Annotated in this window: 29 protein-coding genes, 1 tRNA gene and 1 pseudogene; 4 read left to right on the forward strand and 27 right to left on the reverse strand. The window is 64.5% G+C overall.

Annotation, left to right across the window (positions count from 1 at the left end):
- The first annotated feature begins 114 nt into the window (after nt 1-114).
- Nucleotides 115-1,017 (forward strand): LysR family transcriptional regulator, encoded by a 903-nt coding sequence (locus tag VA599_RS06960; protein WP_104947987.1) that lies wholly within the window; start codon nt 115-117, stop codon nt 1,015-1,017.
- A gap of 14 nt (nt 1,018-1,031) precedes the next feature.
- Here the strand turns inward: VA599_RS06960 and VA599_RS06965 are convergent, their stop codons facing one another.
- The 11 genes from VA599_RS06965 to VA599_RS07015 form a co-directional block, all read right to left on the reverse strand.
- On the reverse strand, nt 1,032-1,340 hold the full coding sequence (locus VA599_RS06965; RefSeq protein WP_021476926.1) for a RebB family R body protein: 309 nt from the start codon (nt 1,338-1,340) through the stop codon (nt 1,032-1,034).
- Nucleotides 1,341-1,368: 28 nt separating this feature from the next.
- Nucleotides 1,369-1,686, reverse strand: coding sequence for a RebB family R body protein (locus VA599_RS06970; RefSeq protein WP_021476925.1), 318 nt, complete (start codon nt 1,684-1,686; stop codon nt 1,369-1,371).
- Nucleotides 1,687-1,718: 32 nt separating this feature from the next.
- Nucleotides 1,719-2,036: a RebB family R body protein gene (locus VA599_RS06975; RefSeq protein ID WP_021476924.1), complete on the reverse strand. Its 318-nt coding sequence runs from the start codon at nt 2,034-2,036 to the stop codon at nt 1,719-1,721.
- 92 nt (nt 2,037-2,128) lie between these two features.
- Nucleotides 2,129-2,746, reverse strand: a complete 618-nt coding sequence (locus VA599_RS06980) for a hypothetical protein (protein WP_021476923.1) — start codon at nt 2,744-2,746, stop codon at nt 2,129-2,131.
- Nucleotides 2,747-3,017: 271 nt separating this feature from the next.
- Entirely contained in the window at nt 3,018-3,545 is a 528-nt protein-coding gene (locus VA599_RS06985; protein WP_346788066.1) for a hypothetical protein, read from the reverse strand.
- 14 nt (nt 3,546-3,559) lie between these two features.
- On the reverse strand, nt 3,560-4,651 hold the full coding sequence (locus tag VA599_RS06990; RefSeq protein ID WP_021476921.1) for an extracellular catalytic domain type 2 short-chain-length polyhydroxyalkanoate depolymerase: 1,092 nt from the start codon (nt 4,649-4,651) through the stop codon (nt 3,560-3,562).
- A 29-nt stretch (nt 4,652-4,680) separates the two neighbouring features.
- Nucleotides 4,681-4,998, reverse strand: a complete 318-nt coding sequence (locus VA599_RS06995) for a hypothetical protein (protein ID WP_346788067.1) — start codon at nt 4,996-4,998, stop codon at nt 4,681-4,683.
- Nucleotides 4,999-5,221: 223 nt separating this feature from the next.
- Complete coding sequence (locus tag VA599_RS07000; RefSeq protein WP_346788068.1) at nt 5,222-5,905, reverse strand: hypothetical protein; 684 nt, start codon at nt 5,903-5,905, stop codon at nt 5,222-5,224.
- 26 nt (nt 5,906-5,931) lie between these two features.
- Nucleotides 5,932-6,165, reverse strand: coding sequence for a RebB family R body protein (locus VA599_RS07005; RefSeq protein ID WP_021476918.1), 234 nt, complete (start codon nt 6,163-6,165; stop codon nt 5,932-5,934).
- Nucleotides 6,166-6,356: 191 nt separating this feature from the next.
- Nucleotides 6,357-6,908: an RNA polymerase sigma factor gene (locus tag VA599_RS07010; RefSeq protein WP_021476917.1), complete on the reverse strand. Its 552-nt coding sequence runs from the start codon at nt 6,906-6,908 to the stop codon at nt 6,357-6,359.
- Between the two features lie 88 nt (nt 6,909-6,996).
- Nucleotides 6,997-7,734 (reverse strand): Crp/Fnr family transcriptional regulator, encoded by a 738-nt coding sequence (locus VA599_RS07015; protein ID WP_021476916.1) that lies wholly within the window; start codon nt 7,732-7,734, stop codon nt 6,997-6,999.
- A 350-nt stretch (nt 7,735-8,084) separates the two neighbouring features.
- Here VA599_RS07015 and VA599_RS07020 point away from each other — a divergent pair.
- Nucleotides 8,085-8,170 (forward strand) — tRNA-Tyr (locus VA599_RS07020).
- A 57-nt stretch (nt 8,171-8,227) separates the two neighbouring features.
- On the opposite strand, the gene fghA is transcribed toward VA599_RS07020, so the two are convergent.
- Nucleotides 8,228-9,058, reverse strand: coding sequence for an S-formylglutathione hydrolase (gene fghA, locus VA599_RS07025; RefSeq protein WP_429838573.1), 831 nt, complete (start codon nt 9,056-9,058; stop codon nt 8,228-8,230).
- Nucleotides 9,059-9,063: 5 nt separating this feature from the next.
- The gene (locus VA599_RS07030; RefSeq protein WP_429838556.1) at nt 9,064-10,203 is read right to left on the reverse strand and encodes an S-(hydroxymethyl)glutathione dehydrogenase/class III alcohol dehydrogenase; all 1,140 of its coding nucleotides are present in this window, start codon (nt 10,201-10,203) and stop codon (nt 9,064-9,066) included.
- Between the two features lie 111 nt (nt 10,204-10,314).
- On the opposite strand from VA599_RS07030, the gene VA599_RS07035 reads away from it, so the two are divergent.
- Entirely contained in the window at nt 10,315-11,217 is a 903-nt protein-coding gene (locus VA599_RS07035) for a LysR substrate-binding domain-containing protein (protein WP_021476913.1), read from the forward strand.
- Nucleotides 11,218-11,245: 28 nt separating this feature from the next.
- On the forward strand, nt 11,246-12,259 hold the full coding sequence (locus VA599_RS07040) for a nucleoid-associated protein (RefSeq protein ID WP_021476912.1): 1,014 nt from the start codon (nt 11,246-11,248) through the stop codon (nt 12,257-12,259).
- 73 nt (nt 12,260-12,332) lie between these two features.
- On the opposite strand, the gene VA599_RS07045 is transcribed toward VA599_RS07040, so the two are convergent.
- The 14 genes and pseudogenes from VA599_RS07045 to VA599_RS07115 all read right to left on the reverse strand — a co-directional run bounded on the left by VA599_RS07045 (nt 12,333) and on the right by VA599_RS07115 (nt 25,132).
- Nucleotides 12,333-12,791 (reverse strand): hypothetical protein, encoded by a 459-nt coding sequence (locus tag VA599_RS07045; protein ID WP_346788070.1) that lies wholly within the window; start codon nt 12,789-12,791, stop codon nt 12,333-12,335.
- A 19-nt stretch (nt 12,792-12,810) separates the two neighbouring features.
- Nucleotides 12,811-13,545, reverse strand: a complete 735-nt coding sequence (locus VA599_RS07050) for a hypothetical protein (RefSeq protein WP_346788071.1) — start codon at nt 13,543-13,545, stop codon at nt 12,811-12,813.
- Between the two features lie 383 nt (nt 13,546-13,928).
- Entirely contained in the window at nt 13,929-14,174 is a 246-nt protein-coding gene (locus tag VA599_RS07055; protein ID WP_260454688.1) for a DUF6868 family protein, read from the reverse strand.
- An 84-nt stretch (nt 14,175-14,258) separates the two neighbouring features.
- Nucleotides 14,259-15,158, reverse strand: coding sequence for a 4-deoxy-4-formamido-L-arabinose-phosphoundecaprenol deformylase (locus VA599_RS07060; RefSeq protein ID WP_104945449.1), 900 nt, complete (start codon nt 15,156-15,158; stop codon nt 14,259-14,261).
- A gap of 39 nt (nt 15,159-15,197) precedes the next feature.
- Nucleotides 15,198-15,741, reverse strand: a pseudogene (locus tag VA599_RS24140) (GrpB family protein).
- A 377-nt stretch (nt 15,742-16,118) separates the two neighbouring features.
- Nucleotides 16,119-17,162 (reverse strand): bifunctional UDP-4-keto-pentose/UDP-xylose synthase, encoded by a 1,044-nt coding sequence (locus VA599_RS07075; RefSeq protein WP_021476904.1) that lies wholly within the window; start codon nt 17,160-17,162, stop codon nt 16,119-16,121.
- A gap of 49 nt (nt 17,163-17,211) precedes the next feature.
- Nucleotides 17,212-18,129: a formyltransferase gene (locus tag VA599_RS07080; RefSeq protein ID WP_346788074.1), complete on the reverse strand. Its 918-nt coding sequence runs from the start codon at nt 18,127-18,129 to the stop codon at nt 17,212-17,214.
- Nucleotides 18,126-19,076 (reverse strand): glycosyltransferase, encoded by a 951-nt coding sequence (locus VA599_RS07085; protein WP_346788075.1) that lies wholly within the window; start codon nt 19,074-19,076, stop codon nt 18,126-18,128. Before VA599_RS07085 ends, VA599_RS07080 begins: the two co-directional genes overlap by 4 nt.
- Before the next feature lie 5 nt (nt 19,077-19,081).
- Nucleotides 19,082-20,206, reverse strand: coding sequence for a DegT/DnrJ/EryC1/StrS family aminotransferase (locus tag VA599_RS07090; RefSeq protein ID WP_346788076.1), 1,125 nt, complete (start codon nt 20,204-20,206; stop codon nt 19,082-19,084).
- Nucleotides 20,207-20,224: 18 nt separating this feature from the next.
- The gene (locus tag VA599_RS07095; RefSeq protein WP_104945443.1) at nt 20,225-20,596 is read right to left on the reverse strand and encodes an SMR family transporter; all 372 of its coding nucleotides are present in this window, start codon (nt 20,594-20,596) and stop codon (nt 20,225-20,227) included.
- A 102-nt stretch (nt 20,597-20,698) separates the two neighbouring features.
- The gene (locus VA599_RS07100) at nt 20,699-22,351 is read right to left on the reverse strand and encodes a phospholipid carrier-dependent glycosyltransferase (RefSeq protein WP_346788077.1); all 1,653 of its coding nucleotides are present in this window, start codon (nt 22,349-22,351) and stop codon (nt 20,699-20,701) included.
- 103 nt (nt 22,352-22,454) lie between these two features.
- Nucleotides 22,455-23,363: an oxygen-dependent coproporphyrinogen oxidase gene (hemF, locus tag VA599_RS07105; protein ID WP_104945441.1), complete on the reverse strand. Its 909-nt coding sequence runs from the start codon at nt 23,361-23,363 to the stop codon at nt 22,455-22,457.
- Nucleotides 23,364-23,481: 118 nt separating this feature from the next.
- Complete coding sequence (locus VA599_RS07110; protein WP_346788078.1) at nt 23,482-24,084, reverse strand: outer membrane beta-barrel protein; 603 nt, start codon at nt 24,082-24,084, stop codon at nt 23,482-23,484.
- A gap of 226 nt (nt 24,085-24,310) precedes the next feature.
- On the reverse strand, nt 24,311-25,132 hold the full coding sequence (locus tag VA599_RS07115; RefSeq protein WP_031296297.1) for an alpha/beta hydrolase: 822 nt from the start codon (nt 25,130-25,132) through the stop codon (nt 24,311-24,313).
- Nucleotides 25,133-25,182 lie beyond the last annotated feature (50 nt).

The following is a 25,182-nucleotide window of genomic DNA, read 5'->3' on the forward strand; positions in this document are numbered from 1 at the left end:
GTCTGCGGAAGAAACATGCCGGCCATGCTAGGCGAGAATTTGATGCGTAAAAATAGACAAATATGATGAATGGTGATGCAATTTCGCATCCACTCAATGGCAGGCAGGCGCAACATGAACTGGGACAACGCCCGTTTCTTTCTCACCCTCGCCCGCGCGGGCACGCTGCGCGCCGCCGCCCAGCAACTGGGCGTGGACCAGGCCACGGTGGGCCGGCGGCTGCAGGCTTTCGAGGCCGAGATCGGCGGCCGGCTGTTTTTGCGCACGCCGCAGGGCTACCAGCTGAGCGAGTCCGGCGCGATGCTGCTGGCCGACGCCGAGCGGATGGAAGCCGCCGCCGACGCCTTCAGCCGCAAAGCCGCGCACAGCGACCGCCAGCTGGCCGGGCCGGTGCGCATCGCCGCCACCGACACCGTGGCCGAGGCTTTCGTCATCCCGGCGCTGGCCGAGTTGTCGCGACGGCATCCGGAGCTGGAGTTCACGTTGCTGACCGGCTTGTCGCTCAGCGACGTGGCGGCCGGCGAGGTGGATTTCGCCATCCGCAGCCTGCGACCGGACAAGGGCGAGGTGCTGGTGCGCAAGCTGGCCGCCATCGACATGAGCCTGTACGCGTCGCCGGACTACCTGGCGCGGCGTGGACGGCCGCTGCCCGGCGACGGCTTCGCCGGCCACGAGCTGCTGATGTTTCCGCGCGACACCGTGCCGCGCCACTGGCAGCGGCTGTGCGGCGAAAGCGTGGACCAGGCCCGCATCGCGCTGCAGGCCAATTCGCAGCTGACCCTGCGGCAGGCGGCGCTGGCCGGCATGGGCATCGCCATGCTGTCCTGCTTCATCGCCGATCAGGACGCCGGGCTGGAGCGGGTGTGGCCGGATCGGGTAGATCCGGTGGACATGTGGCTGGTGCTGCATCCGGATCTGCAGCGGGTGGCGCGGGTGAGGGCGGCGATAGAGGCGGTGGCCGGCTGCTTCGCGACGAAAAAAGACGCCCCGTCGCCGGGGCGAGGGACGTCAGCGTGAGGGCGGGACGGGAATCAGCGCATGAAGCTTTGCAGCACGGTCAACAGGCTGGTCAGGTTGTCGGCGATGCCGCCTTGGCCGACTTTTTCGGTGGCGGCGGCGCCGGCCATGGTATTCAGGCTGTAGATCTGCATGATGCCCTGGTTGGCCGCCGCTTGAGCCAGCGTGTTTTGTTGCTGCTGGGCCGCCACGGCGTTCTGGAACAGAATGCCGGTGGAGTGGGCCATGGTCTGGTAGATGGAACCCATCGCCATGGCGGGCGCTTCGCCGAGCACTTTCACGTTGGATTGGGTGACGGCGTCGGTGATTTGGTCTAGTGCCATTTCACTGCTCCTGGTTTATGGGTGAGGGTTAGCGTTGGTAGCTTTGCAGCACGGTCAGCAGGCTGGTCAGGTTGTCGGCGATGCCGCCCTGGCCGACTTTCTCGGTGCCGGCGGCCCCTGCCATGGTGTCCATGCTGTAGACCTGCATCACGCCCATATTGGTGGAGCTTTGGGCCAGCGTGTTTTGCTGTTGCTGCGACGAGATGGCGTTTTCGAACAGGATGCCGGTGGAGTGGGCCATGGTCTGGAAGATGGAGCCCATCGCCATGGCGGGCGATTCGGCGAGCACCTTGACGTTGGTTTGGGTGACGGCGTCGGTGATCTGCGGATTGACGGTGGTTGCCATTTACGTGACTCCTTGTTTCGGGAAGAGGGCGATTAGCGGCGGAAGGACTGCAGCACGGTCAACAGGCTGGTCAGGTTGTCGGCGATGCCGGCCTGCGCCATTTTTTCGGTGCCGGCGGCGCCCGCCATCGTATCCAGGCTGTAGATCTGCATCACGCCCATGTTGGCGGCGCTTTGCGCCAGCGTGTTTTGTTGCTGTTGCGCCGAGGTGGCGTTCTCGAACAGGATGCCGGTGGAGTGGGCCATGGTCTGGAAGATGGAGCCCATCGCCATGGCCGGGGACTCGGCCAGTACCTTGACGTTGGTTTGGGTGACGGCATCGGTGATTTGCTCGTTCACGATAGTGGCCATGTGTTGCCTCCTTCAGGTTGGATTGAGAGCGCGCGAGGATCGGGGCGGGATTATCGACTGGCCGTCGACCGCTCGCGCTGCTGAATGGACGCCTAGTCGATCGGCTTGTGAATCTCTTGCGCGTCAGGCGGCATGCCCGGGAATGGGGCGGGCGGTTCGATGCCGGGGGCGGCTGTGGCGGGCGCGTTGAGGGCGGCGGCGCGCTCTTTCGCCTCCATGCGGGCCACCAGCATCTGCAGTTGCTGATTCAGCGGGCCGAAGTATTGGTCGAAGCATGTTTTCACTTCCGCGCGCGCCAGCTTGGCCAGTTGTTCGCCGATCTGCGCCATGACCAGCTGGGTGCTCGGCCGCAGGCCGGCGCCGCCCTGCTGCAATGCCGCAGGGCGCAATTCGGCCAAGGTCTTGCTGCTCTCCAGCAGCTTCAGAATCGCCTGCTCTTCGGTTTCCTGCACTTGCAGCGCCTTGGCGGAGCCGGTCTGAATCGCCTGAAGGATCTCTTTCACGCTGGATCCGGCCCTGGCCTGGTTTTGGGTGATCGCCAGCTGCGCTTGCTGTTTCGCTTGCTGGGCGGCGCCCAGAGGCGCGGGAGGCTGGCTTTGAATGTTTTGCTGCAGGGCGAGCAGCTGTTCCATTTCCTCCGCTTGCAGCGTCCTGCCCAGATATTGTTCCGAGATCTGGCGCAAGTCGGGGTGGAGCGTGTCGTCAGCCATTGCGGTCTCCTCGGACTTGGACACGCGGCGCGGGGGCGCCGTTGCAACGGCGGCGCGAAGCGGCGCTGGCGAGTCTGGTCTTGCCCTGGCAGCGGGCAGGCGGGGATTTCGGATGGCGAGGGGCGTCATGCATGGCGTTTCTCCGGACAGAATGGATGGGAAATCGGCGCGCGAGGCGTTGCCGGCGAGCTGACAGCAGGACGAGCGGGAAGGCCGCTTGTGAAGCGGATGGCGGAAACCGGCCGCGGGGGAGGGCGGCCGGCGGTGCGGATCAGTTTGTCGGCGACTCGGACTTGGGCGCCAGGAATTGCCGCAGGGAATCGAGCAAGGCGGGGGAGAAGCCGGTCAGCAGCTGTTGCAGATCCTCCTGGTGCACGCCCATGTTTTGCCGGGCGCGCTGGTGCAGCGCGTTGACGGCCAGCAGGTCGTCGGCGCCGCCGCGGGAGTCCAGCAGATTGCGCAGCAGTTCGTAGCTTTGCTCCCGCCACAAGGTGATCAGCTTCAACTGCCAGTTCAGCAACTGGTGGCCGAATTGCTGGCTGATGTCCTGGCATTGCTGGCAATAGTCGAGCCAGCCGTCAGCGTCTAGATGCTGACGCCATGCTTGCCGCCATTGGCTGCTTTCGCTTTGCTGCCATTCATCCAGCCGCTGGCGCTGTTCCAGTCCGGTTTGCAGCCTGCCTTTCCAGTCGCCGTGGGCGGGAATGCCGGCGAAAAAGAATTGGCGGAACATAGGGTGCCAGGCTTGCCAGCCGGCTTCGCCGTTTTGCAGCCAGGCGTTCAGCGGATGCGCTTCCATATCGAGTTTCCTTTTCATTGGAGAGGGCTTTCCAGACGCTCCACCATCGCGCGGATGGCGGACATCTGCGGCGCGGTTCGGGCGTAGAAGTCGGGCCGGACCGGATCCTTGCTGCTATAGCCCCAGAAGTCCCAGCAGCCTTGCGGGTTGCGCTTGGGGTCGGTGCGGATCTGCGGGTACAGCACGATGATGCGGTTGCGGTCGGCCATCTGGTTGTAGCCGGTGCTGGTGTAGTAGCGGTTGCCGATGCGGCTGTCTTCCTGAGTGCAACCGTGGAATACCACGTGCACGCGGCAGCTCTGCTTGCGGCAAGCCGCCGGGACGTAGACATGGCCGATGTCGGACAAACCGGTGTAGCGGCTCTGGGAGAATTCGGTCTGGTCGAAGTCCAGCAGTTCGCCGGACAATTTGGTCGCCGGCGGCTTCAGGTCGTTGCCGTACAGTTGGCGCAGGATGTCTTGCGATTGCATGAAGCCGCAGTTGTTGAGATTGGTCTTGGTGCTGCCGGCGGCAGGGGACACGTTGACGGGGCAGGCTTCATCCCCCGGGTTGGACGTGAGCAGCGCGTGGCCGGCATTGACGTTGTCCACGTAGCGTATCTGCGATTCCGGCACGCCCGCGTTCAGGTAGAAGGCGCGCGTCTGGGCCACCACCTTGGGATAGACCACGCTGTCGGACGCGCCGGTGAAGATATACAGCCGCTGGCGCTTGATGTTGTCCACCGGGTCGATGGCGCCGTCCCGGGCGAACTGCTGCGCCTCCTTCCAGGCGGCCGCGCCGGAGGGGGCCGCGCCTTGCGGCCGCATGCATTGAGTGCTGGCGGTCATCATGAAGCGGTCTGCGCCGCCCAGCTTGTTCAGCCCGGCGCAATAGAACGGGCCGCCGGCGACGATGCCGGCGCCGGCTACGCTGGCTGAGTAGGTGACGCTGTATTGGGCCGCCATGAAGGCGCCGGATGAGAGGCCGGACACCGTGTTTTGCTTGGGGTCGGCGCCCAGCGCGGGCAGGGGCGGCGCGCTTGCCGCCAGCGCCTGGCCTGAGGCCAGCGCCGCCAGCAACACCGCGGCGCGCGACAGGCGGCTGAACGCATTGCGTGTCGGATGCATGGTTTGACTCTCCAGGGGAACGATGAGGTTCACTGCTCAAACTTCTGCAATTCGTTGATGCCTGACCAGCCGATGAAGATCAGCCCTAGTGCGGTGGAACCAAATGAGTATGGCAGACCGGCCAGGACGCCCATGGCTAGCCCTTTGGCCAGGGCCACGCCCAGTCCATCCCTGTCCACCCAGCGTTGGGTCAGGGTGGCGCTGAGGGTGATTAGGCCCAGCAGCAGGCCGGCGCACAGAAAGAACCGTTCCTTTTCCTGCGGAGGCAGAAGTCTGGCCATGTCCGGCAGCATCGTGTCCCACAGCTTGTCCGTAGCCAGCGCGACGAGGGCGGACAGCAGATGCACTGGACTTTTGCTCAGTCCAGGAAGAGGGCCGCGGGGGGCGTCCGTTGGGTCTGGCAGGCTCATGGCGGTTTGGCGGAAGAAGGCATTCATGGCGGGACGCGCAAACCGCCGGTTTGTGAGGCGGGGCAGGACGGATGCGCGCCGCGGAGCGGCGGGGGGACGCTCCGGATGCGGAGGCCGTGGGCTGGCCGCGCCGGCGTTGAAGCCGGCCGGAGGGGCGCCCTCAACCGCCGCGTTTGTCCAGCAAGTCCTGATATTTGCTCAAACTCTCGTCTATCCTGTCCAGGGCGAAGTGCGCCGCTTCGGCTTCTATCGCGCCGGCGGCGGCCGCTGCCGCGGCGGCGGTGCCGACCAGGAGGTCGGTGATCAGTATGCCCAGCGCGTCTTCCGCGGCGCCCTTCAAGTCCTCCGCGGCGAACTTTTCAGTCATGTTTTTCAACAGCACGCTTTTGCTGGCGAGAGCCAGCTTGCTGGCGCCGTCGAAGTAGTTGGCGCCGGCTTGCGCCACCAGGCCGCTGGCCTGGGTGATCATCATATTGGGCGCGACCGCGATCTGGTTGCTGGCATAAGCGGCGGTTTCGCTGTTGGTCAGCTGCACCGCCTGCACGATTTGGCTATTCAACGCCGAGGTGTCTCCGCTTCCGGCCGGAGAGGTGCCGAGCTTGGCGGTGAATTCGCGCAAGGGGTTGGCGGAGGGCGGGGCGGAAGCCTGCCCGCCGGAGGGGGAAGCGCCTGCCGGCTCTTGCCGTGGGCTTGGCGCCGCGCCGCTGTCCGACGCGGATTTCGCGCCGGCATCCGTCTGGGGCGGCGGGCCGCCGCTGCCTTGCGGGCTCGGTTGCGCCGCGTCGGCAGCCGGCGTTGCGGGTGTCGCCGGTTTTTTCAAACCGAATATTCCTTTCCAGTCCATGGTTCAGTTCTCCTTGACGCGGGGCGTCAGACCTTCTCTCCGACGGAGAGGATCATGGACACCGCCTTGGAAATCACCGCGCTGTTGATCTGGTTCAGCGCCTGCTGGCTGTGCACCGAGTTTTGCAGCGCCAAACCGGCCGAGTGGCTGGCGACTTGGTACAGCGCGGCCATGGCCTGGGCAGGAGCTTCGGCCACGACTTTGACGTTGGTCTGGGTGACGGCGTCGGTGATTTGTCCATTGACTGTGGTGTCTGCCATGATTGCTCCTGAATCGCGGTTGATGGGGAAGAGGCGCCATGCGCTTGCCATACGGACGCGCCGCCATGGGCCCTGTGAAAATTTCCCTGCGTTACAAATCCGGGTTGTCGCCGGAATGGCGCCGCGCCTGTCCCGCGAACGCGCGGGATGGAGAATCAGGATCGCCTTGCGGGCAAGGCGCGGCGCGAGAATTACCGCTCCATCCGCTTGCGCAGCGATTTGCGCAGCAGCTCCACCCGTTTGCGCGCCAGCGCTTCGTTGATTCCCAGCAGCGAGGCGATCTGCGAATAGGACAGGTCTTCCTCGAACTTCAGCTTGAACAATAACTGCTGTTGCGGCTTTAGCCCAGCCAGCGCCGTGTCCATCCAGGCGAGCTGCTGTTTCAAAGACAGCTGCTGTTCCGGGGTGGGGGCGCCGCCGGCGTGGGCATGGACAGGGGCGCTATCCAGGTCGGAATCCGGATCGATCACCCGTCCCTCCCGGCGTTGGCTGCGGACAAAATCCAGAAACGCGTGATTCAGGGCCAGGAACAGGAATCCGGCCAGGTTTTGCACGCGCTCCGGAGAGTGCTGCAGGTAAAGGTGGACCTTGAGGGCGGTGTCCGACAGCAACTCGTCGGCGCGATGGATATCTCCTTTGCACAGGTGGCGGGCGCGGCGCTGCAGCTTGGCGTGGATTTCTCGCCAGACCGGCTCGAAACAGTGGCCAAGATTGGAGGAGGAAACAACGTTTTGGTTAAGCATGTCGCCATCCGTTCATGACAATGGGGATTGCAGGATGGCGAAGCTGGGAAATCCGCTCAGTTACCGATGTGACATTTAAATATTTTTATCATTTAAAATATTTAATTTGCCTATCTGGGTATTGGGCGATCTGTCTGAGTCGGACCGGGTCGCAGACTTGCAGCATGTGGCGGGACAGCTGGATCAACCCATTGCGCTGCCATTGCTTAAGCTGCGCGTTAAGCCGAGGGCGGCTGGCGTTGAGCATGGAAGCGAGTATGGCCTGGTTCATGTTCAGCGGCAGGATGGGGCCATTGGGGCCGGGATGGCCGCGAAGATCGATCTCCATCAACAGATGCCTCGCCAACCGGGCCTCCAGCCGATAAAGACAAACGGTTTCGACGAAGTTGCTGATGTGTTGCAGCCGTCGGCACAGTTGCTGCTGGATGCGGGACATCAGTTGAGGCGCGTCTTGCAAGGCACGGAAATGCTTCTGATCCAGCAGCAGCAGACGGCAGTCGCGGCTCAGTTGCGCGGTGCAGTTTCGGCGGCTCAAGTGCAGCAGCGCGCTTTCCCCGACTATTTCTCCGGGGCCGGAACGGTCGATGATGACCTCGTGGCCGTCCGGTTCCTGAAGGGTATGGTAGACGTTGCCCTGCAGCACCAGCGCGATGAACTCTTCCGTGTCGCCTCGCAAGAACAGCAGCTTGCTCTGCCTGCCGCTGACCTGCGTGGCATGGCGTTCGATATGCCGCATCAAATCCTGGGGCAGGTTCTCGAACAGCGGAAAGCTGTCGAGCCTGGCGGGCTGAGGGGCGGGACGTGAAACGGGCTTGGGAATATGCATCGTTTTTCCGCGGTCTGGCATCCGATTTGAAGCCGGCGGCGGAGGGGAATCAGCCGATGGCGACGAAGCGATGCATCAATGTTGCTGACATTGGCCTTGAATAGGGTGTTCCATGGAGAAAACGGCGCGGGCAAGCGTCTGTGAAGGGCGGGAACGGGCATCGCGCCCGAATCGCGTTTGCCGCAAATCTCATCGCAATGGCATGCCGATGCGGATTGCGGTTTCGATGGTGGACCGGGAAAGGAGGCATCGATCGGGAAGCCGCGATGGCCTGAGATCCGGCGCGAAGCGCTTCCACGCGCCGCGAGGTGTTGACAGTTATATTGCGAGCCGATAAGATGCGCCGCTCTGGAGGGGTTACCCCAGCGGTCAACGGGTCCGGACTGTAAATCCGGCGGCTAAGCCTTCGAAGGTTCGAATCCTTCTCCCTCCACCAAACACAAACAAAAAAGCCAGGCTCTCGAGCCTGGCTTTTTTGCGTCCTGAGTCAGCCTCAGGCCAGCAGGTGGCGGGCGTGGAATCGCAGGTGCTCGTCGATGAAGCTGGCGACGAAGTAGTAGCTGTGGTCGTAGCCGGCGTGGCGGTGCAGCTCCAGCCGCGCGTCGCCGCGGCGCGCCGCCTGCTGCAGCGCGTCCGGACGCAGCTGCTCGGCCAGGAAGGCGTCGGCCAGGCCGATGTCCACCCTGAGCGGCAGCGGGCAGCCGCGCTCGGCCAGCAGTAGGCTGGCGTCCCACTCGGCCCAGGCCGCCTCGTCGTCGCCCAGATAGGCGGCGAAGGCCTTGCGGCCCCACGGCGCCTGGGTCGGCTGGCAGATCGGGCTGAACGCCGATGCCGACACGTAGTCCTGCGGCCGCCGGATCGCGCAGACCAGCGCGCCGTGGCCGCCCATTGAATGGCCGGCGATGGCGCAGCGGCCGTTCAGCGGGAAATGGCGGCGCAGCAGCGCCGGCAGCTCCTGGCTGACGTAGTCGTACATTCGATAGTGGCGGAGCCACGGCTCGAGCTCGGCGTTGAGATAGAAGCCGGCGCCCTGGCCCAGGTCGTAGGCCGGATCGTCGGCCACGCCCTCGCCGCGCGGGCTGGTGTCCGGCATCACCAGCGCGATGCCGAGCTCGGCCGCCAGGCGCTGAGCGCCGGCCTTGTGGCTGAAGTTCTCGTCGCTGCAGGTGAGGCCGGACAGCCACAGCAGCCACGGCAGCTTGCCGTGTTCGGCCGCCGGCGGCAGGAACACGCTGAAGCGCATCCGGCAGCCCAGCGTGGCCGAATCATGCAGCCATTGCTGCTGGCGGCCGCCGAAGGCCAGGTTGTCGGCTATTTTCTCCAGCCCGCTCATGCCGTCTCCGGCGCGTAATGGATGACGGAGCGAATGCTCTTGCCCTCGTGCATCAGATCGAAGGCCTCGTTGACCCGCTCCAGCGGCATGGTGTGGGTGATGAAGTCGTCCAGGCGGAATTCGCCTTTCAGGTAACGCTCCACGTATTCCGGCAGCTCGGTGCGGCCGCGCACGCCGCCGAAGGCGCTGCCGCGCCAGACGCGGCCGGTGACCAGCTGGAACGGGCGGGTGGAGATTTCCTGGCCGGCGCCGGCCACGCCGATGATCACCGATTCACCCCAGCCCTTGTGGCAGCATTCCAGCGCCGCGCGCATCACCTTGACGTTGCCGATGCACTCGAAGGAGAAATCGACGCCGCCGTCGGTCATTTCCACGATCACGTCCTGGATAGGCTTGTCGAAATGGCTGGGATTGACGCAGTCGGTGGCACCCAGCTTCTTCGCCAGTTCGAATTTGCCTTCGTTGATGTCGATGCCGATGATGCGGCCGGCGCCGGCCATGCGCGCGCCGATGATGGCGGACAGGCCGATGCCGCCCAGGCCGAAGACGGCCACGCTGTCGCCGGCCTTGACCTTGGCGGTGTTGACCACCGCGCCCATGCCGGTGGTGACGCCGCAGCCCAGCAGGCACACCTCCTCCAGCGGCGCGGCCTTGTTCACCTTGGCCAGCGAGATTTCCGGCAGCACCGTGTATTCGCTGAAGGTGGAGGTGCCCATGTAGTGGTAGATGGGCTGGCCGTCCTTGGAGAAGCGGCTGGTGCCGTCCGGCATCAGGCCCTTGCCCTGGGTGGCGCGGATCTTCTGGCACAGATTGGTCTTGCCGGACAGACAGAACTTGCACTCGCGGCATTCCGGCGTGTACAGCGGGATCACGTGGTCGCCCACCGCCACGCTGGTGACGCCGGGGCCGATCGATTCGACGATGCCGCCGCCTTCATGGCCGAGAATGCTGGGGAACACGCCTTCCGGATCCGCGCCGGACAGGGTGAAGGCGTCGGTGTGGCAGACGCCGGTGGCCACCATCTTCACGCGCACCTCGCCGGCTTTGGGCGGATGCACTTCGATTTCTTCGATGCTCAACGGCTGGCCGGCGGCCCAGGCCACGGCGGCCTTGCAGCGAATGATGTCCTGGCTCATCAGCGATTCCTTTTCCACGTTGACGGGTTTCTGGGTAATCGGCCATTGTATTTTTTTGCTGGTTGTCGATAATCGGCCAGATTGGTAAATGATTTTTTCCGTGGAGAAAAAATGGCCAGCTGGGAAGGAATGCAGGAATTCGCCGCCGTGGCCGATAGCGGCAGCTTCACCCGGGCGGCCCGGCGGCTGGGCATCTCCATCGCCCAGGTCAGCCGCCAGGTCGGCCAGCTGGAAGAGAGGCTGGGCGCGCGGCTGCTGTACCGCACCACCCGCCAGCTCAGCCTGACCGAGGCTGGCGAGTTGTATTTGACGCACTGCCGCCAGTTGCTGGAATCGCTGGCGGATGCCGAGCAGGCGGTGTCGCAGCTGCAGGCAGAGCCGCAAGGCCAGCTGAAGCTGACCGCGCCGCTGGCCTATGGCCACAGCCACATCGCGCCGCTGGTGCTGGAGTTCATGCAGCGCTATCCACTGCTGGAGGTGAGCCTGGATCTGTCCAACCAGGTGCAAGATCTGGTGCACGACGGCTACGATCTGGCGATACGGATAGGCCGCCTGACCGATTCCTCGCTGATGGCGCGTAAATTGGGGCAGCGGCGCCACCATGTCTGCGCGTCGCCGGACTATCTGGCGCGCCACGGCGCGCCGCGGCGGCCGCAGGAGCTGCTGCAGCACCAGTGCCTGCAGATCGGCAATGACGGCTGGCATCTGCAGGTGAACGGCCGCCGGCAGACCTTCCGCGTGCAGGGGCGGATGCGCTGCAGCACCGCCGCGCCGCTGGCCGAGGCCGCGATGCGCGGCATGGGCCTGGCGCAGCTGCCCGATTACTACGTGGCCGCGCATCTGGCTAGCGGCGCGCTGGTGGAGGTGCTGGCCGACTATGCGGAGCCGGAAGAGGGCATCTGGGCGCTGTATCCGCATAACCGCCAGCTCAGCCCCAAGGTGAGGCTGCTGGTGGATTTTCTCGCCGACAGTCTGGCCGGCGGCGCTTGCCAAGCCGGCGGGGCGCGACAATAATCGCGCATTCTTTTGCGGGAGCGCGGCGATGGTGATAGCGGAATCTAGAGTGGAATGCATGGTGGTGCACCGGGTGGGCAACCCGACGCGCGGCGAGCCGCTGCAGCTGTCCGAGCGCACCACGATGGTGGACGAGGCGGTTTCCGGCCTGTTGCTGGACGGCTATCTGAAGGGCATTGTGTCCGACCGCAAGAAGCACCAATTCGTCCACGAGACCGACCTCAACCTGAACGAGGTCTACCATTACACCCGCCAGTTTTTCCGCGGCGAGGTGGATTTCCTCGAGGTGTCGCAGCGCATCGCCAAGCATTTGTACGGCCGCTCGCAGCATCCCAACATCAGCGCCGGCGACCTGCTGGTGATCCAGTTCGCCGGGCTGTCCGACGGCGACCGCGAGATGCGGGCGCTGGGCGTGTTCAAGTCCGAGATCCGCGACGACTTCCTCACCATCATCGACGGCGCCGGCGTGTTCGACATCAGCCACGCCTCCGGCATCAATCCGCGCTTGATCGACAAGGGCGCGTTGATCCTGGAGCACGGCCCGACGGTGTACGCGGTGGATCGGCTGAGCCGCGAGGCCAAGTTCTGGCTGGACGATTTCCTGAAGGCGCTGCGCGTGCCGGACAAGGCGTCCAGCAGCAAGATGCTGGCCAGCGTGGTGGAGCAGCTGTCGGGCGAGATTGAAGACCCGATGCAGCAGGCGCGCTTCAAGGATGAGCTGCTGCAGCTGGTGGAAAGCCAGCCGGAAGAGGTGCAGGCCAAGGCGCTGACCGCCGCCGCCGAGCGCTTCGTGCCGCGCGAGCAAGTGGAAGTGGCGCTGGGCAGCGCGGCGGAGTCGTACGGCTTCGAGCTGGACGACGAAGCCAGGCTGCCGGCCAAGGGGGTGGCCAAGCAGCTGGAGAAGACGCTGTCGCGCTACGGCGTCGGCCACGGCATCAGCGTGCTGCTGCCGTCGGGCATCACTTTGAAGAACATCCAGTCGCAGAACGACGGCGAGGGCGGGCTCAGCCTGACGCTGTTCCTGAACAAGCGCGAGCTGTAAGCCGGTTCCGGCGACAGCAAAAACGGCGTCGGTCGCGAGACCGTCGCCGTTTGCGTTGGTTCGGCTACGCGCTTCAACGCATGGTGAACTCGACCGACCACTCCAGCGTGGCCATGTTGTAGTAGGTGATTTCGGCATTGCAGAACGCGCCGCCGCTGCCGGAGGCGGTCTTGTTCCACTGCGGCACTTTGGGAATCACGCCGTTGTTCAACAGGCCGCCCGGCTTGGGCACATTGACGAAGGTGGTGCGGAATTCGCACTGGCGCGCGCCGTCGGTGTAGCGAACGAAGGCGTAGTTGACGTCGGGGCTGAGCGGGCTGGCGATATAGTAAGTGTCGCTGCGGCCCGCCGGCACGACGGAGACGGGTTTCGGCGAGGCGTTCGCCTGGGTTTCGATTTCATTTTTGCCGATCACCTGGTATCGGACATCGGTTTTGCCCTGGTTTTTGAAGGTGACGGTAACGGTGGGGCCGGCAAGGGCGATGCTGGAGCTTAATCCAAGCAGTGCGGCGGCAAGCGTGATCTTGTGCATATCGTCTTTTGTCAGTGGGTTAGGTGGGGGTCTTGTCGCCGGCGGCTAGGGGAAATTTTTGGTACCAGTCGAAACTGTCGTTTTCGATGGCCGGCTCTCTCTGGATATGGGCCTGTAATTTCTGGCTGTAGCTTGCCGGATAGAGGGATTGTTCCAGCGGGGGCAAGGCCTGGTAATGATTCAATATTTCTTCGTAGAAATGACGCCGGGACCCCGTGGCCTCGCGCTCAGCCTGGCCCGCGGCCATGACTTGCCGGCGCCAGGCCTGTTCCATGTCATAGGCCTCCAAATAAGCGGCGCGTCGTTCATTCACGGTGTAGCGGCCGCTGTCGTCCGATGCCACCGCATCCAGCTCATCGCGGTTGAGCCCGGCAAACGGGTTCAGCGCGTGTTGGCTGTTTTTTCCATCCGCCTCGAGAAATGCGTTGGCGTCGGCTGCCAGCTTTTGCCTGGCCGGATCGGGATCGGATGGTTTTTGCTGGTAGTGGACCGACTTGAGCGCGTCGTAGCCTGGGCCGCAAATCGCATTCAGCGCGGAGTCGGCGATGCTGGCCATTTCGCCGCGGCTCAGCGTGCTTTCACGCTGTTTCATCAGGGACATGCTCTCGCCGAGCAAGCGGGCGAGCGGAGAGATCTGCGTCTCCACGCTGCTTGGGCTTGAGGCGTTCGCCGGATTGGCGGCGGCGGGCTTGGCCGCTTCGCTGCGCGAGCTTGTCGTTATCGGGGAAGACGATGGGCTGATCGCATTAAGCATGTGCATGCTCCATCAAGAGTGGCAAGCTAAAAGAATATTTTATTTTTAATAATTAACCCATGTAAATATTTGGATGGCCCGGAGCCGCGATGGGTATGACATGGAAGTCCATGAATGTGGGAGCTGGCCAGCCTGGCTGGGGGGGGGCGAACGGGTTGGCGGGACATGGCCCGGTATCGGCAGCAGGAGTGCCAAGAAAGCGGCGAGGCCTGGAGCCGCTAGTCAAACCCGGAATTGGCGCAGCATCGCCATGGCGTGCTGAAGCTACAGCCTGTGTCGGCGCGTATTGATCCTGATGTCTGTGAAATGACGTATTTCCGACTCCGCCATCGAGCGGCAGGCAAGCGTCGGGGATGATGGAGTTTATTGGATGGAGGCGGGCTTCAGCGCGCCGTCAGCCACAGCGCCAGCAGCGGCGCCAGGTTGAACACGAACACCAGGATCTTGTACAGGCCGATGCCGCCGTAGTTGAGCAGGTCGAACGCCGGCTCGGATAGCCTGAACCAGCGGCTGTGCAGCCGGTACAGCCAGCCGCGGCAGAAGAAAAACAGACAGAACCAGAGAATCAGTACGGCGTAGTGGAAGGCCAGGCTGGCCAGCAGCAGCCGTTCGGCGTAGGAGATGTCCATGGCGGCGTTTCCGACAGGAAGAGACTTTCAGCATAGCCCTTCCATGCAAAACGCCCCGCGCGGGCGGGGCGTTCGGGAGGCGGATCAGGCCTGCAGCGCCAGCGTGCCGCTGCGGCCGGGAATCTCTCCCATCACCACCCGGCCGGACGGCAGATTGGCGAGATCCTGGCTGTCGAACAGATCGACGCAGCTGACCAGCTGGTAGCCTTGCCGCTTCCAGCCGTCGAGCAGGCGGTCGAACACTTCCATCAGCCGCATGCCTTCCAGCTCCGCGTGCAGCGTGTAGACGTGGCCGGTGGCGGTCTCGGCCTCGGTCAGTTTCAGCAGATGCTCGTGGACGTTGTCGTTGCTCAGGCCGTCCAGGCCGATCAGTTCGTCCAGCGTCGGCAGCGTGGTGGGCAACTGCGGCACGCCCAGCGGCCGGCCAGCGGCGTCCAGCGGCTGGAACGGGTGGCTGCCGCGGCCGTCGGACGCGTAGCGCATGCCCAGCTCCTGCTGGTAGGCCAGCGCCGCGTCGTTGATTTGCCAGCCGGCGGCGCCGTGGGTGCGGGCCTCTTCGCCGAAGATTTCGCGGAAGCGCCTGGCCGCCTTGTGCATCTCGGCGCGGGTCCAGGCCGCGTCCTTGCCGGCGACGTAATCCTGCCACTTGATGTGGTCCCAGCAATGGATGCCCACCTCGAAGCCGGCGTCGCGCACGCCGCGGAGCAGGGCCGCTTCGCGGCGGCCGATGTCCGGGCCCGGCAGCACGGTGCCGTACAGCAGGGTGCGGATGCCGTAGTGTTCGACGACGGAGGTGCGCGACACCTTGGACAGGAAGCCGGGACGGAACACGCGCTTGATCGCGCGGCCGGTGTGGTCCGGGCCCAGGCTGAACAGGAAGGTGGCGCCGGCGTCATGCCGCTTCAGCGCCTCAATCAGCCGCGGCACGCCTTCGCGGGTGCCGCGCCAAGTGTCGACGTCTATCTTCAGGGCGAGTTTTTTCATTGTTATGGCAGGTTCAAGTATTCGGAATCGCTGGCGAGTTTACCGCGCGACGGGCTTGCCGTGCGGTTTTCCGGCCGCCATCGCCAACACGGAGGCGATAAAAGCGCTCTTCGCGCGGGCATAGCCGGCGCGGTCGCCGCCGTGGCACTGCGCCAGTCGCCGCTTCAGATCCGCATATTGCCCAGCCAGGCGCGCATCGGCGCGCAGCGCGTCGCGGAAGGCCAGTTTGTCGCGCCAGAAGGCGCTGCCCAGCGCCACCGCGTGCAGATGGACTTCGCGGATGGGCGGCCGGTTTGGCGAAGTCATGCCGATCCGGCATGGCGGCGGCCATCTGCGGTTGAAGATGGAAACCTGCCGATTTCAGCGCCGGGATATACGGCTCTATGTCGTTGAGAGCGGGCAGTCCCAGCATGATGTCGATGATGGATTTGGCGGCGAGGCCTGGCACGGCGGTGCTGCCGATGTGTTCGATCGCGCTGGCGTCGGCTAGCGGGCCAAGCGCCGCCAGTATTTGCAGGCGCTCGGTTTGGAAACACTGTGGCCAAGTCGGGTTGTAGGCACGGATGTCTATATGGGTAGTCATGGCGGACTATCGATGTTTTTCGTCAGGATTATCTGCAGAGGCTCGAGTGTAGCGAATGGTTTGTCGAGCGCCGCCATGATCCCCTTCTGCCCGTGCCGGTAAAACAGCCTGAGGCCAGGGGGGGTTAAGCCGCCGTTTTTTCGATCGGCGGCGCCTGGACTCTGGCTGTTTTGCCGGGGTTTCTCGGGCAGAGGGGTCGCCTAGGGGTGTCGGGGAGCTGGCGAGACAGCTCCCCGACCTGCTTGGCGGGCAGCCCCGCCATGCAAATATCTGTCCGCGTAGCGGACACAATCAGGTTGGCCGGGCATTTAAAATGCCGCCCACCCTTTCGGGAATGAGCGGCATTTCGACGGGCCGAAACTCAGCCTGCGCCGATATTACTCCGACAGATCGCGGCTGGCCGCCACCTGGTCGCGGTAGTAGTCGTAGATGCCCTTGAGGGCGTCGGCCATGGAGACGGTCGGCTTCCAGTCCAGATCGGCCATGGTGTTGGCGATCTTCGGCACGCGGTTCTGCACGTCCTGGTAGCCGTTGCCGTAGTACTGGCCGGAGGTGGTTTCCACCACTTGCACCTTGTCGGCGTTCAGCTGGTATTCCGGGTAGACGCGGGCGAGGTCCAGCATCATCTGCGCCAGTTCGCGGATCGAGTAGTTGTTGACCGGGTTGCCAATGTTGTAGATCTGGCCGGAAGCCTTGCCGTCCTTGTTCTCGATGATCTTCATCAGCGCGCTGATGCCGTCGTCGACATAGGTGAACGCGCGCTTCTGGTGGCCGCCGTCGACCAGCTTGATGGTCTCGCCGCGGACGATGTGGCCCAAGAACTGGGTGATCACGCGGCTGGAGCCTTCCTTCGGCGTGTTGATGTTGTCCAGGCCGCCGCCGATCCAGTTGAACGGACGGAACAGCGTGTAGTTCAGACCCTCTTCCATCGCGTAGGCGTGGATCACGCGGTCCATCAGCTGCTTGGAGCAGGCGTAGATCCAGCGCGGCTTGTTGATCGGGCCGTAGATCAGCTGGGAGTTTTCCGGGTCGAATTCGGCGTCCTGGCTCATGCCGTACACTTCCGAGGTGGACGGGAACACCAGGTGCTTCTTGTACTGCACGCACTGGCGGACGATGGGCAGGTTGGCCTCGAAGTCCAGCTCGAACACGCGCAGCGGGTTGTTGACGTAGGTGGACGGGGTGGCGATGGCCACCAGCGGCAGCACCACGTCGCACTTCTTGACGTGGTACTCGATCCACTCCTTGTTGATGGTGATGTCGCCCTCGAAGAAGTGGAAGCGCGGGTGGTCCTTCCACTCGGCCACGCGGTCATCGTGCATGTCCATGCCGTAGATGTGCCAGTCGGTGGTCTCGATGATGCGTTTGGTCAGGTGGTGGCCGATGAAGCCGTTCACGCCCAGGATCAGTACTTTTTTCATTGGATGTCCTCAACCGCCCGCGGGCGGAAAATCGAATTCGGTAATCGGTTCACAGCGCCAGCGCGTCGGCGGCGACGCGGGCGGCGAAGTTGTCGGCGGTCAGCGGCTGGCCGGCCAGCTCGGCCTCCAGCACCGCCAGGCGGCCGCCGTCGGCGCAATGCAGCCACAAGCGGCCGTCGGCGCAGCGCAGTTCGGCGCGTTCAGTCGGCGCCGCGCGGCCCGCCCGCAGCGTTTTCCACAATAGCAGGCGGCCGGCGGCGGTGTCGGCGAAAGCTCCGGGGAACGGCCGGGTCAGCGCGCGGGCGAAATCATGCAGCCGCTCGGCCGAGGTCCGCGCGTCGATGCGGCCATCCTCCGGCTTGCGGCCGCCGAAGTAGTCGCCCAGGCTCAGGTCCTGCTGAACGTGCGGCGCGTCGCCGGCGATCAGGCCGGGCAGGCTGCGCCACAGCACCATTTCGGCGGCGACGGTCACCTTGGCGAACACCTCGTCGGCGGAGTCGTCCGGCAGGATGGGCACCGCCATCTGGTCGACGATGGGGCCGTTGTCCGGCTTGACGTTCATCTGGTGCAGCGTGGCGCCGGTTTCGGCCTCGCCGTGGATGACAGCCCAGTTGATCGGCACCCGGCCGCGGTACTTGGGCAGCAGCGAGCCGTGCATATTGTACGCGCCGCGCTGCGCGGTCTCCAAGAGCGGCGCCTTCAGCATGTGGCGGTAGTAGAAGGAGAACAGGAAATCGGCCTGGCAGGCCTGGACCTGCTCCACCACTTCCGGCGCGTTGGGATCGTCCGGCGTGATGACCGGGATGCCGTAGTCGCGGGCGACTTGGGACACGCTGGCGAACCAGATGTTTTCGTTCGGGTTGTCCTGGTGGGTGACCACCAGCGCGACCTCGACGCCGCGGCCGATCAGCGCCTTCAGGCAGCGCACGCCGACGTTGTGGTAGGCGAAGACGACGGCGCGGCTCATGCCTGGCCTCCCTTTTGCTCCAGCACCGCCTGGATCACGTAGCGCGGACGCGAGCGCACTTCCTGGTAGATGCGGCCGATGTACTCGCCCAACAGGCCGATGCCGAACAGCGCGAGGCCGATCAGGAAGAAGGCGAGGGCGAACAGCGTGAACACGCCGCCCACTTCCGGCCCCAGGATCAGCCGGCGCAGCAGCAGGTAGACCACCAACAGGCCGGAGCCGGCCGACACCGCCATGCCCATCAGCGAGAACCATTGCAGCGGAACGATGGAGAAGCCGGTCATCAGGTCGAAGTTCAGCCGGATCAGGCTGTACAGCGAGTACTTGGATTCGCCGGCAAAGCGCTCCTCATGGCCGACGACGATCTCGGTCGGATGCTGGGAGAACTGGTAAGCCAGCGCCGGAATGAAGGTGTGCAACTCGTTGCACTGGTTGATGGTGTCGATGATGCGGCGGCTGTAGGCGCGCATCATGCAGCCCTGGTCGGTCATCTTGATCCGGGTCAGCTTCTCGCGCAGGCGGTTCATCGCCCGGCTGGCCAGGTGGCGCCACATGCTGTCGTTGCGCTGGCGGCGGATGGAGCCGACGTAGTCGTGGCCCTTGTCCATCTCGGCCAGCAGCAGCTGGATGTCTTCCGGCGGATTCTGCAGATCGGCGTCCAGCGTCACCACGCGCTCGCCGCGGCTATGTTCGAAGCCGGCCAGGATGGCGCGGTGCTGGCCGAAGTTGCCGTTGAACAGCACCACGCGGGTGACGTCGGGCCGCAGGCCGAACTGGTCGGCCAGCATAGCCGCGCTCTTGTCGCGGCTGCCGTCGTTGATGAACACGATCTCGTAGCGCAGGTTCAGCGCGTCCAGCGCCGGGTACAGGCGGTCGAACAGCGCCTGCAGCACGTCCTGCTCGTTATAGACCGGGATGACGACGGAAAGGTTGATGTCGGTATTCATGTATCTCAGTGTAAAACGGCGCGCAGCGCGGCGCTGAAGGTTTGGCAGACGCGGAGCACGTCTTCGTCGCGCATCGCGGGGAACAGCGGCAGCGTGACGGTGCGGGCGCCGATGTCTTCGGCTACCGGATATTGCCCTTCGGCGTAGCCTTTGTCTCGGAACAGCGCGAACAGGTGCATCGCCGGATAGTGGACGCCGACGCCGATGTTCTCCGCCTTCATCCGGGCGATGAACTCGCCGCGGGACACGCTCATCCGCGCCAGCGGCAACAGCGGCTGGAACATGTGCCAGTTGCTGTTCGCAAAGTCTTCCGGCGGCAGCTCGCAGCCCAGCGAGCGGTCGAAATGCTGGAAATACAGCCGGGCCAGCTCGCGGCGGCGGGCGTTGAAGCCGTCCAGCTTTTTCAGCTGGCCCAGGCCGATCGCCGCGGCGATGTCGGTCATATTGGCCTTGCCGCCCAGCACGTCCACGTCCATGGTGCCGTCCGACAGCCGGGTGACGCCCTGCAGCCGCAGCTTCTCGAACAGCCGCGCTTCTTCGGCGTTGTTCAGCACCAGGCAGCCGCCTTCGCCGCTGGTCATGTTCTTGTTGGCATGGAAGCTGAACGACACCAGGTCGCCGCCGCGGCCGATGGCCTCGCCGTTCCAGCCGGCGCCCATGGATTGGGCGGCGTCTTCCACCACGCGCAGTTTGTGGCGGAGGGCGATGTCGTACAGCCGGTCGCGGTCCACCGGCAGGCCGGCCAGGTCCACCGGGATGATGGCGCGGGTGCGCGGCGTGACCGCGGCTTCGATTTTGGCCAGGTCGATGTTGCGGGTGGCCGGGTCGGCGTCGACGAACACCGGCGTCGCGCCCACCTTCATGATCACGTTGGCGGTGGCGATCCAGCTCAGCGGGCAGGTGATGACCTCATCGCCGGGGCCGATGCCGGCGATCTGCAGCGCCATTTCCAGCGCGGCGGTGGCCGACGCGGCCAGCCGCACCGGACGGCCGCCGCAGAAGGCGGACAGCTCGGCCTCCAGCTGCTGGCAGCGCGGGCCGGTGGTGATCCAGCCGGAGCGAAGCACTTCGCCGACGGCGGCGATGGTGTCCTCGTCTATCGCGGGACGGGTAAAGGGCAGGAATTCCATATCGGACCTTTGCGAAAATCAGCTGCGGGCGACCAGCACCACGCCGACGATGATGACGGCGATGCCGATGAGCTTCTGCGCGGCCAGCGCTTCGCCGAACATCCAGTAGGCGAGCAGGGCGTTGACCACGTAGCCGATGGACAGCATCGGGTAGGCGACGCTGACCTCCACCCGCGACAGCGCCATGATCCACACCACCACGCTGATCGCGTAGCAGGACAGGCCGCCGATGATGGGCAGGTTGGTGGCCAGCGACCAGGCCGTCGGCCAGGCGTTGGCCAGCGAGAAGTCGAAGTGGCCGATCTGGCGCACGCCGGCTTTCAAACACAGCTGCGCGGCGGCATTGAGCAGCACGCCGAACAGTATCAATCCGAATTCAATCAGTTTCATGTTGTCATCTTAATTAGCCACGCAATCCACGAAACAACACGAAGCAAATTCGATGGCCGCAACGTATATTTCGTGTCTTTTGTGGGTTTCGTGGCGAAAGTCTTAAGGCTTCGCCACCACCATCCGCCGCGGGTCCTGGTAGATCACCTTCATCGGCAGGCCCTGCTTTTGCAATTCCCGATAAGTGTCGTCGCCCAGCATCGCCACCGCCTCGGGCGCGGCGCGCCAGCGCTCGGCGAATTGCTCGAGGCGCGGCAGCCAGCGTTGCGGCTCCTGCCCCTCGCCGAATTCGAACTCGTCGACGAAGTCCACCAGCGTCACCGGCCGGCCGACATAGTAGGGGAAGGTCTGATCGTAGTAGCGGACCGAGTAGATTTCGCTGTCCGGCGTCAGGTAAGGCTGGATCCGCGCGACGATGTCCTTGCTGCCCTTCAGGCGGCCGTAGCTGTCGTGACCGCAGGCGGCCAGCGTCACCGCGATCAGGCTGCCGAAGGACAGCGCGGCGACGGCGGCCAGCATCCGTTCCTTCCCCAGCGCGCGCCAGGAGAACACGGCCGCGATCAGGAAGGCTGCGGCCCCGGCGGCGATGAAATGCGCGAAGGGCTGTATCACCTCAAGCGGCGAATCTTGATTGGCGAAGCGGCCGGCGAACGGCCAGGCGGCCAGCAGCGCAAGCCAGAGCAGCGCGGGCAGGACGATATGTTTTTTCAGCTCGCCCGGCGCCATCTGCGACAGGTTGTGCGCCAACATCAGCGCCAGCGCCGGGAACATCGGCAGGATGTAGGACGGCAGCTTGGAGCTGGACTTGCTGAAGAAGGCGAAGATGAACACGCACCAGATCAGCAGCAGGCGGCCGATGCGCAGGCCGGCGGCTCGGTCGGCCCAGGCGTCCTTGACGATGCGGGGCAGCAGCGTGGTCCACGGCAGCAGGCCGAGAATCAGATAGGGCACGAAGTACCACGGCGCGCCGGTGCGCTTGTGCTCGGTGGTGAGGAAGCGCTCGAAGTGTTCGCGGATGAAGAAGAAGTGGGCGAAGTCCGGATTGCGCTCCGAAACCAGCACGAACCACGGCGCGGTGAGCGCGAAGAACAGCGCCAGGCCGCTGAGCCAGTGCATCCGTTTCCAGAACGCCCATTGCCAGTTGACCAGACTGTACAGCACCAGGGTGGCGCCGGGGATCAACAGGCCGATCAGGCCCTTGCTCAGCGTGGCGCCGGCCATCGCCGCCCAGGTCAGCCACATCGCCCAGCGGGTTTCCTCGCGGCCGGCCTCTTCGCGTTGCGCCAGCAGGAAGCCGCACAGGGCCACGGTCAGGAAAAAGCTGACGCCCATGTCCAGCGACAGGAAATGGCTGTTGGCGACGATCCAGGCCATGCCGCCGGCGGCCAGCGCCGCGTGGCGCCCGGCGTCGATGCCCCACAGCCGCCGCGCGGTCAGCGACACCGCCGCCACGCTGAGGAAGCCGGTGAGTCCCGGCCAGAAGCGGGCGGCGAATTCATTGACGCCGAAGGCGGCGAAGCTCAGCGCGCCCATCCAGTATTGCAGGATGGGCTTCTCGAAATAGAGCAGGCCGTTGAGGCGGGGCGTGATCCAGTCGCCGCTGTGCAGCATGAACAGCGAGATCGTCGCGTAGCGGCCCTCGTCGGCATGGATCAGGCCGCGGTAGCCCAGGCTGCCGAACCAGATCAGCGCGAACAGCAGCCACAGCGCGATTTCCTGCGCGCGCGGCACGACGGTGGCCTTGGTGGTGTGCATCGGTATTCCGGAATCGTCGATCGAAATCGGTCAAAAAAGCGAACTGGCTAGGATAACCGATCCGCCAGCCCCTGTGCGTTGCCCGTTTGTAACCGGCAGCGGCTCACACCCAGTCGCGCGGCGGCAGGAAGTCGGTGTACAGCCTGGCTTCCGGGCTGCCCGGCTCCGGCTGGTAGCCGTATTCCCAGCGCACCAGCGGCGGCATCGACATCAGGATGGATTCGGTGCGGCCGCCCGACTGCAAGCCGAATAGCGTGCCGCGGTCCCAGACCAGGTTGAACTCGACGTAGCGTCCGCGGCGGTATAGCTGGAACTGGCGTTCACGGTCGCCCCAGGCCTGTTCCTTGCGCCGGGCGACGATGGGCAGATAGGCGTCCAGATAGCCGTCGCCGACGGCGCGGGTGAAGGCGAAGCTCTTGTCGAAGCCCCATTCGTTGAGGTCGTCGAAGAACAGGCCGCCGATGCCGCGCGCCTCGTTGCGGTGCTTCAGGTGGAAGTATTCGTCGCACCATTTCTTGTAGCGCGGGTAGACCTCGCCGCCGAACGGCGCGCACAGGTCGCGCGCCACCGTATGCCAGTGCACGGCGTCTTCTTCTTGCGGGTAATACGGGGTCAGGTCGAAGCCGCCGCCGAACCACCACACCGGCGCCTCGCCGTCCTTTTCCGCGATGAAGAAGCGCACGTTGGCGTGGCTGGTGGGCACGTGCGGATTGGACGGATGAATCACCAGCGACACGCCCATCGCCTCGAAGCGGCGGCCGGCGAGCTCCGGCCGGTGCGCGGTGGCGGAGGCGGGCAACGCATCGCCGTGGACGTGGGAAAAATTGACGCCAGCCTGCTCGAACACCTCGCCATCCTTCAGCACCCGGCTGCGCCCGCCGCCGCCGGCTTCGCGGCTCCAGGCGTCCTCGGCGAACTGGGCTTTGCCGTCGGCCTGTTCCAGCGCCGCGCAGATGCGGTCTTGCAGGTCCAGCAGGAAGGATTTGACGGCGTCGCTATGCGGGTGGCTCATGGTGGGATCTGTCTCGCAAGGAAGTTGGAGCAGATTGTAGCAGAGGCGACATCGCGAAGATGAGGCGGAGGGGCAATGAAAATTGCCCGCCGGGAGGCGGGCAATCGGCACGGCTTAATTAGAACTGGTAGCTCAGGCCGGCTTTGAACAGATTGATGCCATTGGTTTTCAGGCCTGCATCGTCCCCTGCCTGGTAACGGGCGGCGATGTATTCGTATTCGCCGCGCACGGACAAGTTCTTGTTGACGGCGTAGCTGGCGCCGAAGCCGATGCCGGCCTTGACGTTGCTTTTCTTTTCGGAGCCTGACCCTTCGGAGTTCTGGAACTTGGCGTTGGCATGAACATTGTTCAGGCTGAGTTTGCCAAACACTTCCAGATTGTCCGCCACCGGCAGAATGCCGAGGACAGCCACGCGCTCGGCGCGCAGAGCAATCGACGCAGTGGTTTTGTCGCTGTTGTTGGAGATATCACCTTGCATCTTGCCGAAATCGGCGTAGGACAGTTCAGTCGCCAGGTAGGGGCTGATGCGGTAGCCGGCGCCGATTTCCCAGCTGGCGCCGCCCGCTTTGTTGTTTTGCAGTTGCACGCCTCCGGTATCGCCGAACATTTTCATTTTGCTGGAGTTGTATCCCAGATTGCCGAACACGTAGGCGCCGTTGTCGGCGGCGTGGGCGGTTAGGGCGGACAGGCTCAACACGGATGCGATAATGATGTGTTTCATTTTAATCATTAGGTTTTATTAATAGAGCAAACATTCTCTAGGAAGAGCGCGGCTGATTTGTCTGGCTTGTGATGGGGGTGAGAGTAGGTTCTGTAACTAAATGTAAAACAGGACTTACATGAACAATCTGTCATGGCCAGGTTGGCCGGGACTTGTTTCTAGGATCCGGGCGCAAACAAAACCGCCCGCGGACGGCGGGCGGTTTGATTGATGGGTAGGAGAGGCCTCAGGCCGCCGCGAATGCGGTCCAGCCGCAGGCCTGTTCGACCGGTTGCGTCGGCTTGGGCTGGCTGTTGAAGAACTTCAGGCTGCGCTGCAGCACTTCGGCGCGCTCGTTGTCCACCATCACCATGTGATAGCTGTTGGACAGCGGCATGAAGTCCACCGGGCCGCCCAGGTATTGCATCAGGTGGTGGGCGGAGCGCGGGCTGGTGATGTCGTCCTCGTCGGCGTGGACGATCAGCGTGGGACAGGTGATCTCGGCCAGGCGCGGCAACAGCTGGCGGCGCAGGCGGTCCACTTCGCGGATGCACATCAGCGGGATGTAGGCGTAGTGGAAGCGGTCGCCGCGCTCGAAGCGCTGCTGGATCGCCTTGCGGATGCGGGCGTTCTTGATGCCGAACGGCGATACCTCGGGCACGCGCATTTTCTTGGCCAGACGGGGGATGTGATACACCGCGTGGCGCAGCCAGGTCAGCTTGGGCAGGCTCCAGCCGTCCAGGAACACCGGCGGCGCGTAGAGGGCCAGCTTGTCCTGGTGCTTCTCGCGGCGCGCCACCTCCAGCGCCACCAGGCCGCCCAGGCAGACGCCGGCCAGGTGCACCACTTTGTGCTTGGCCTTCAGCGCGCGGTATTCGGCGCGAATGCTTTCCACCCAATCCTCCCAGCCTACGCCGAGCAGGTCTTCCGGCGAGCCGCCGTGACCGGGCAGCACCGGGGAGTGGGTAACGATGTCGGCGTCTTCCAGGGTGCGGCCCAGCGCGCCCAGATCATAGGCCGTGCCGCCGAGTCCATGCACCAGCAACGCCGCCGGTCGTGAGGAAACCATTCTGCATATTCCTATCATTTCTAATGATGGGGATTATCGGCAAATGGCGG

Source organism: Chromobacterium indicum (assembly GCF_039708975.1).
GTDB classification, from domain to species: domain Bacteria; phylum Pseudomonadota; class Gammaproteobacteria; order Burkholderiales; family Chromobacteriaceae; genus Chromobacterium; species Chromobacterium piscinae.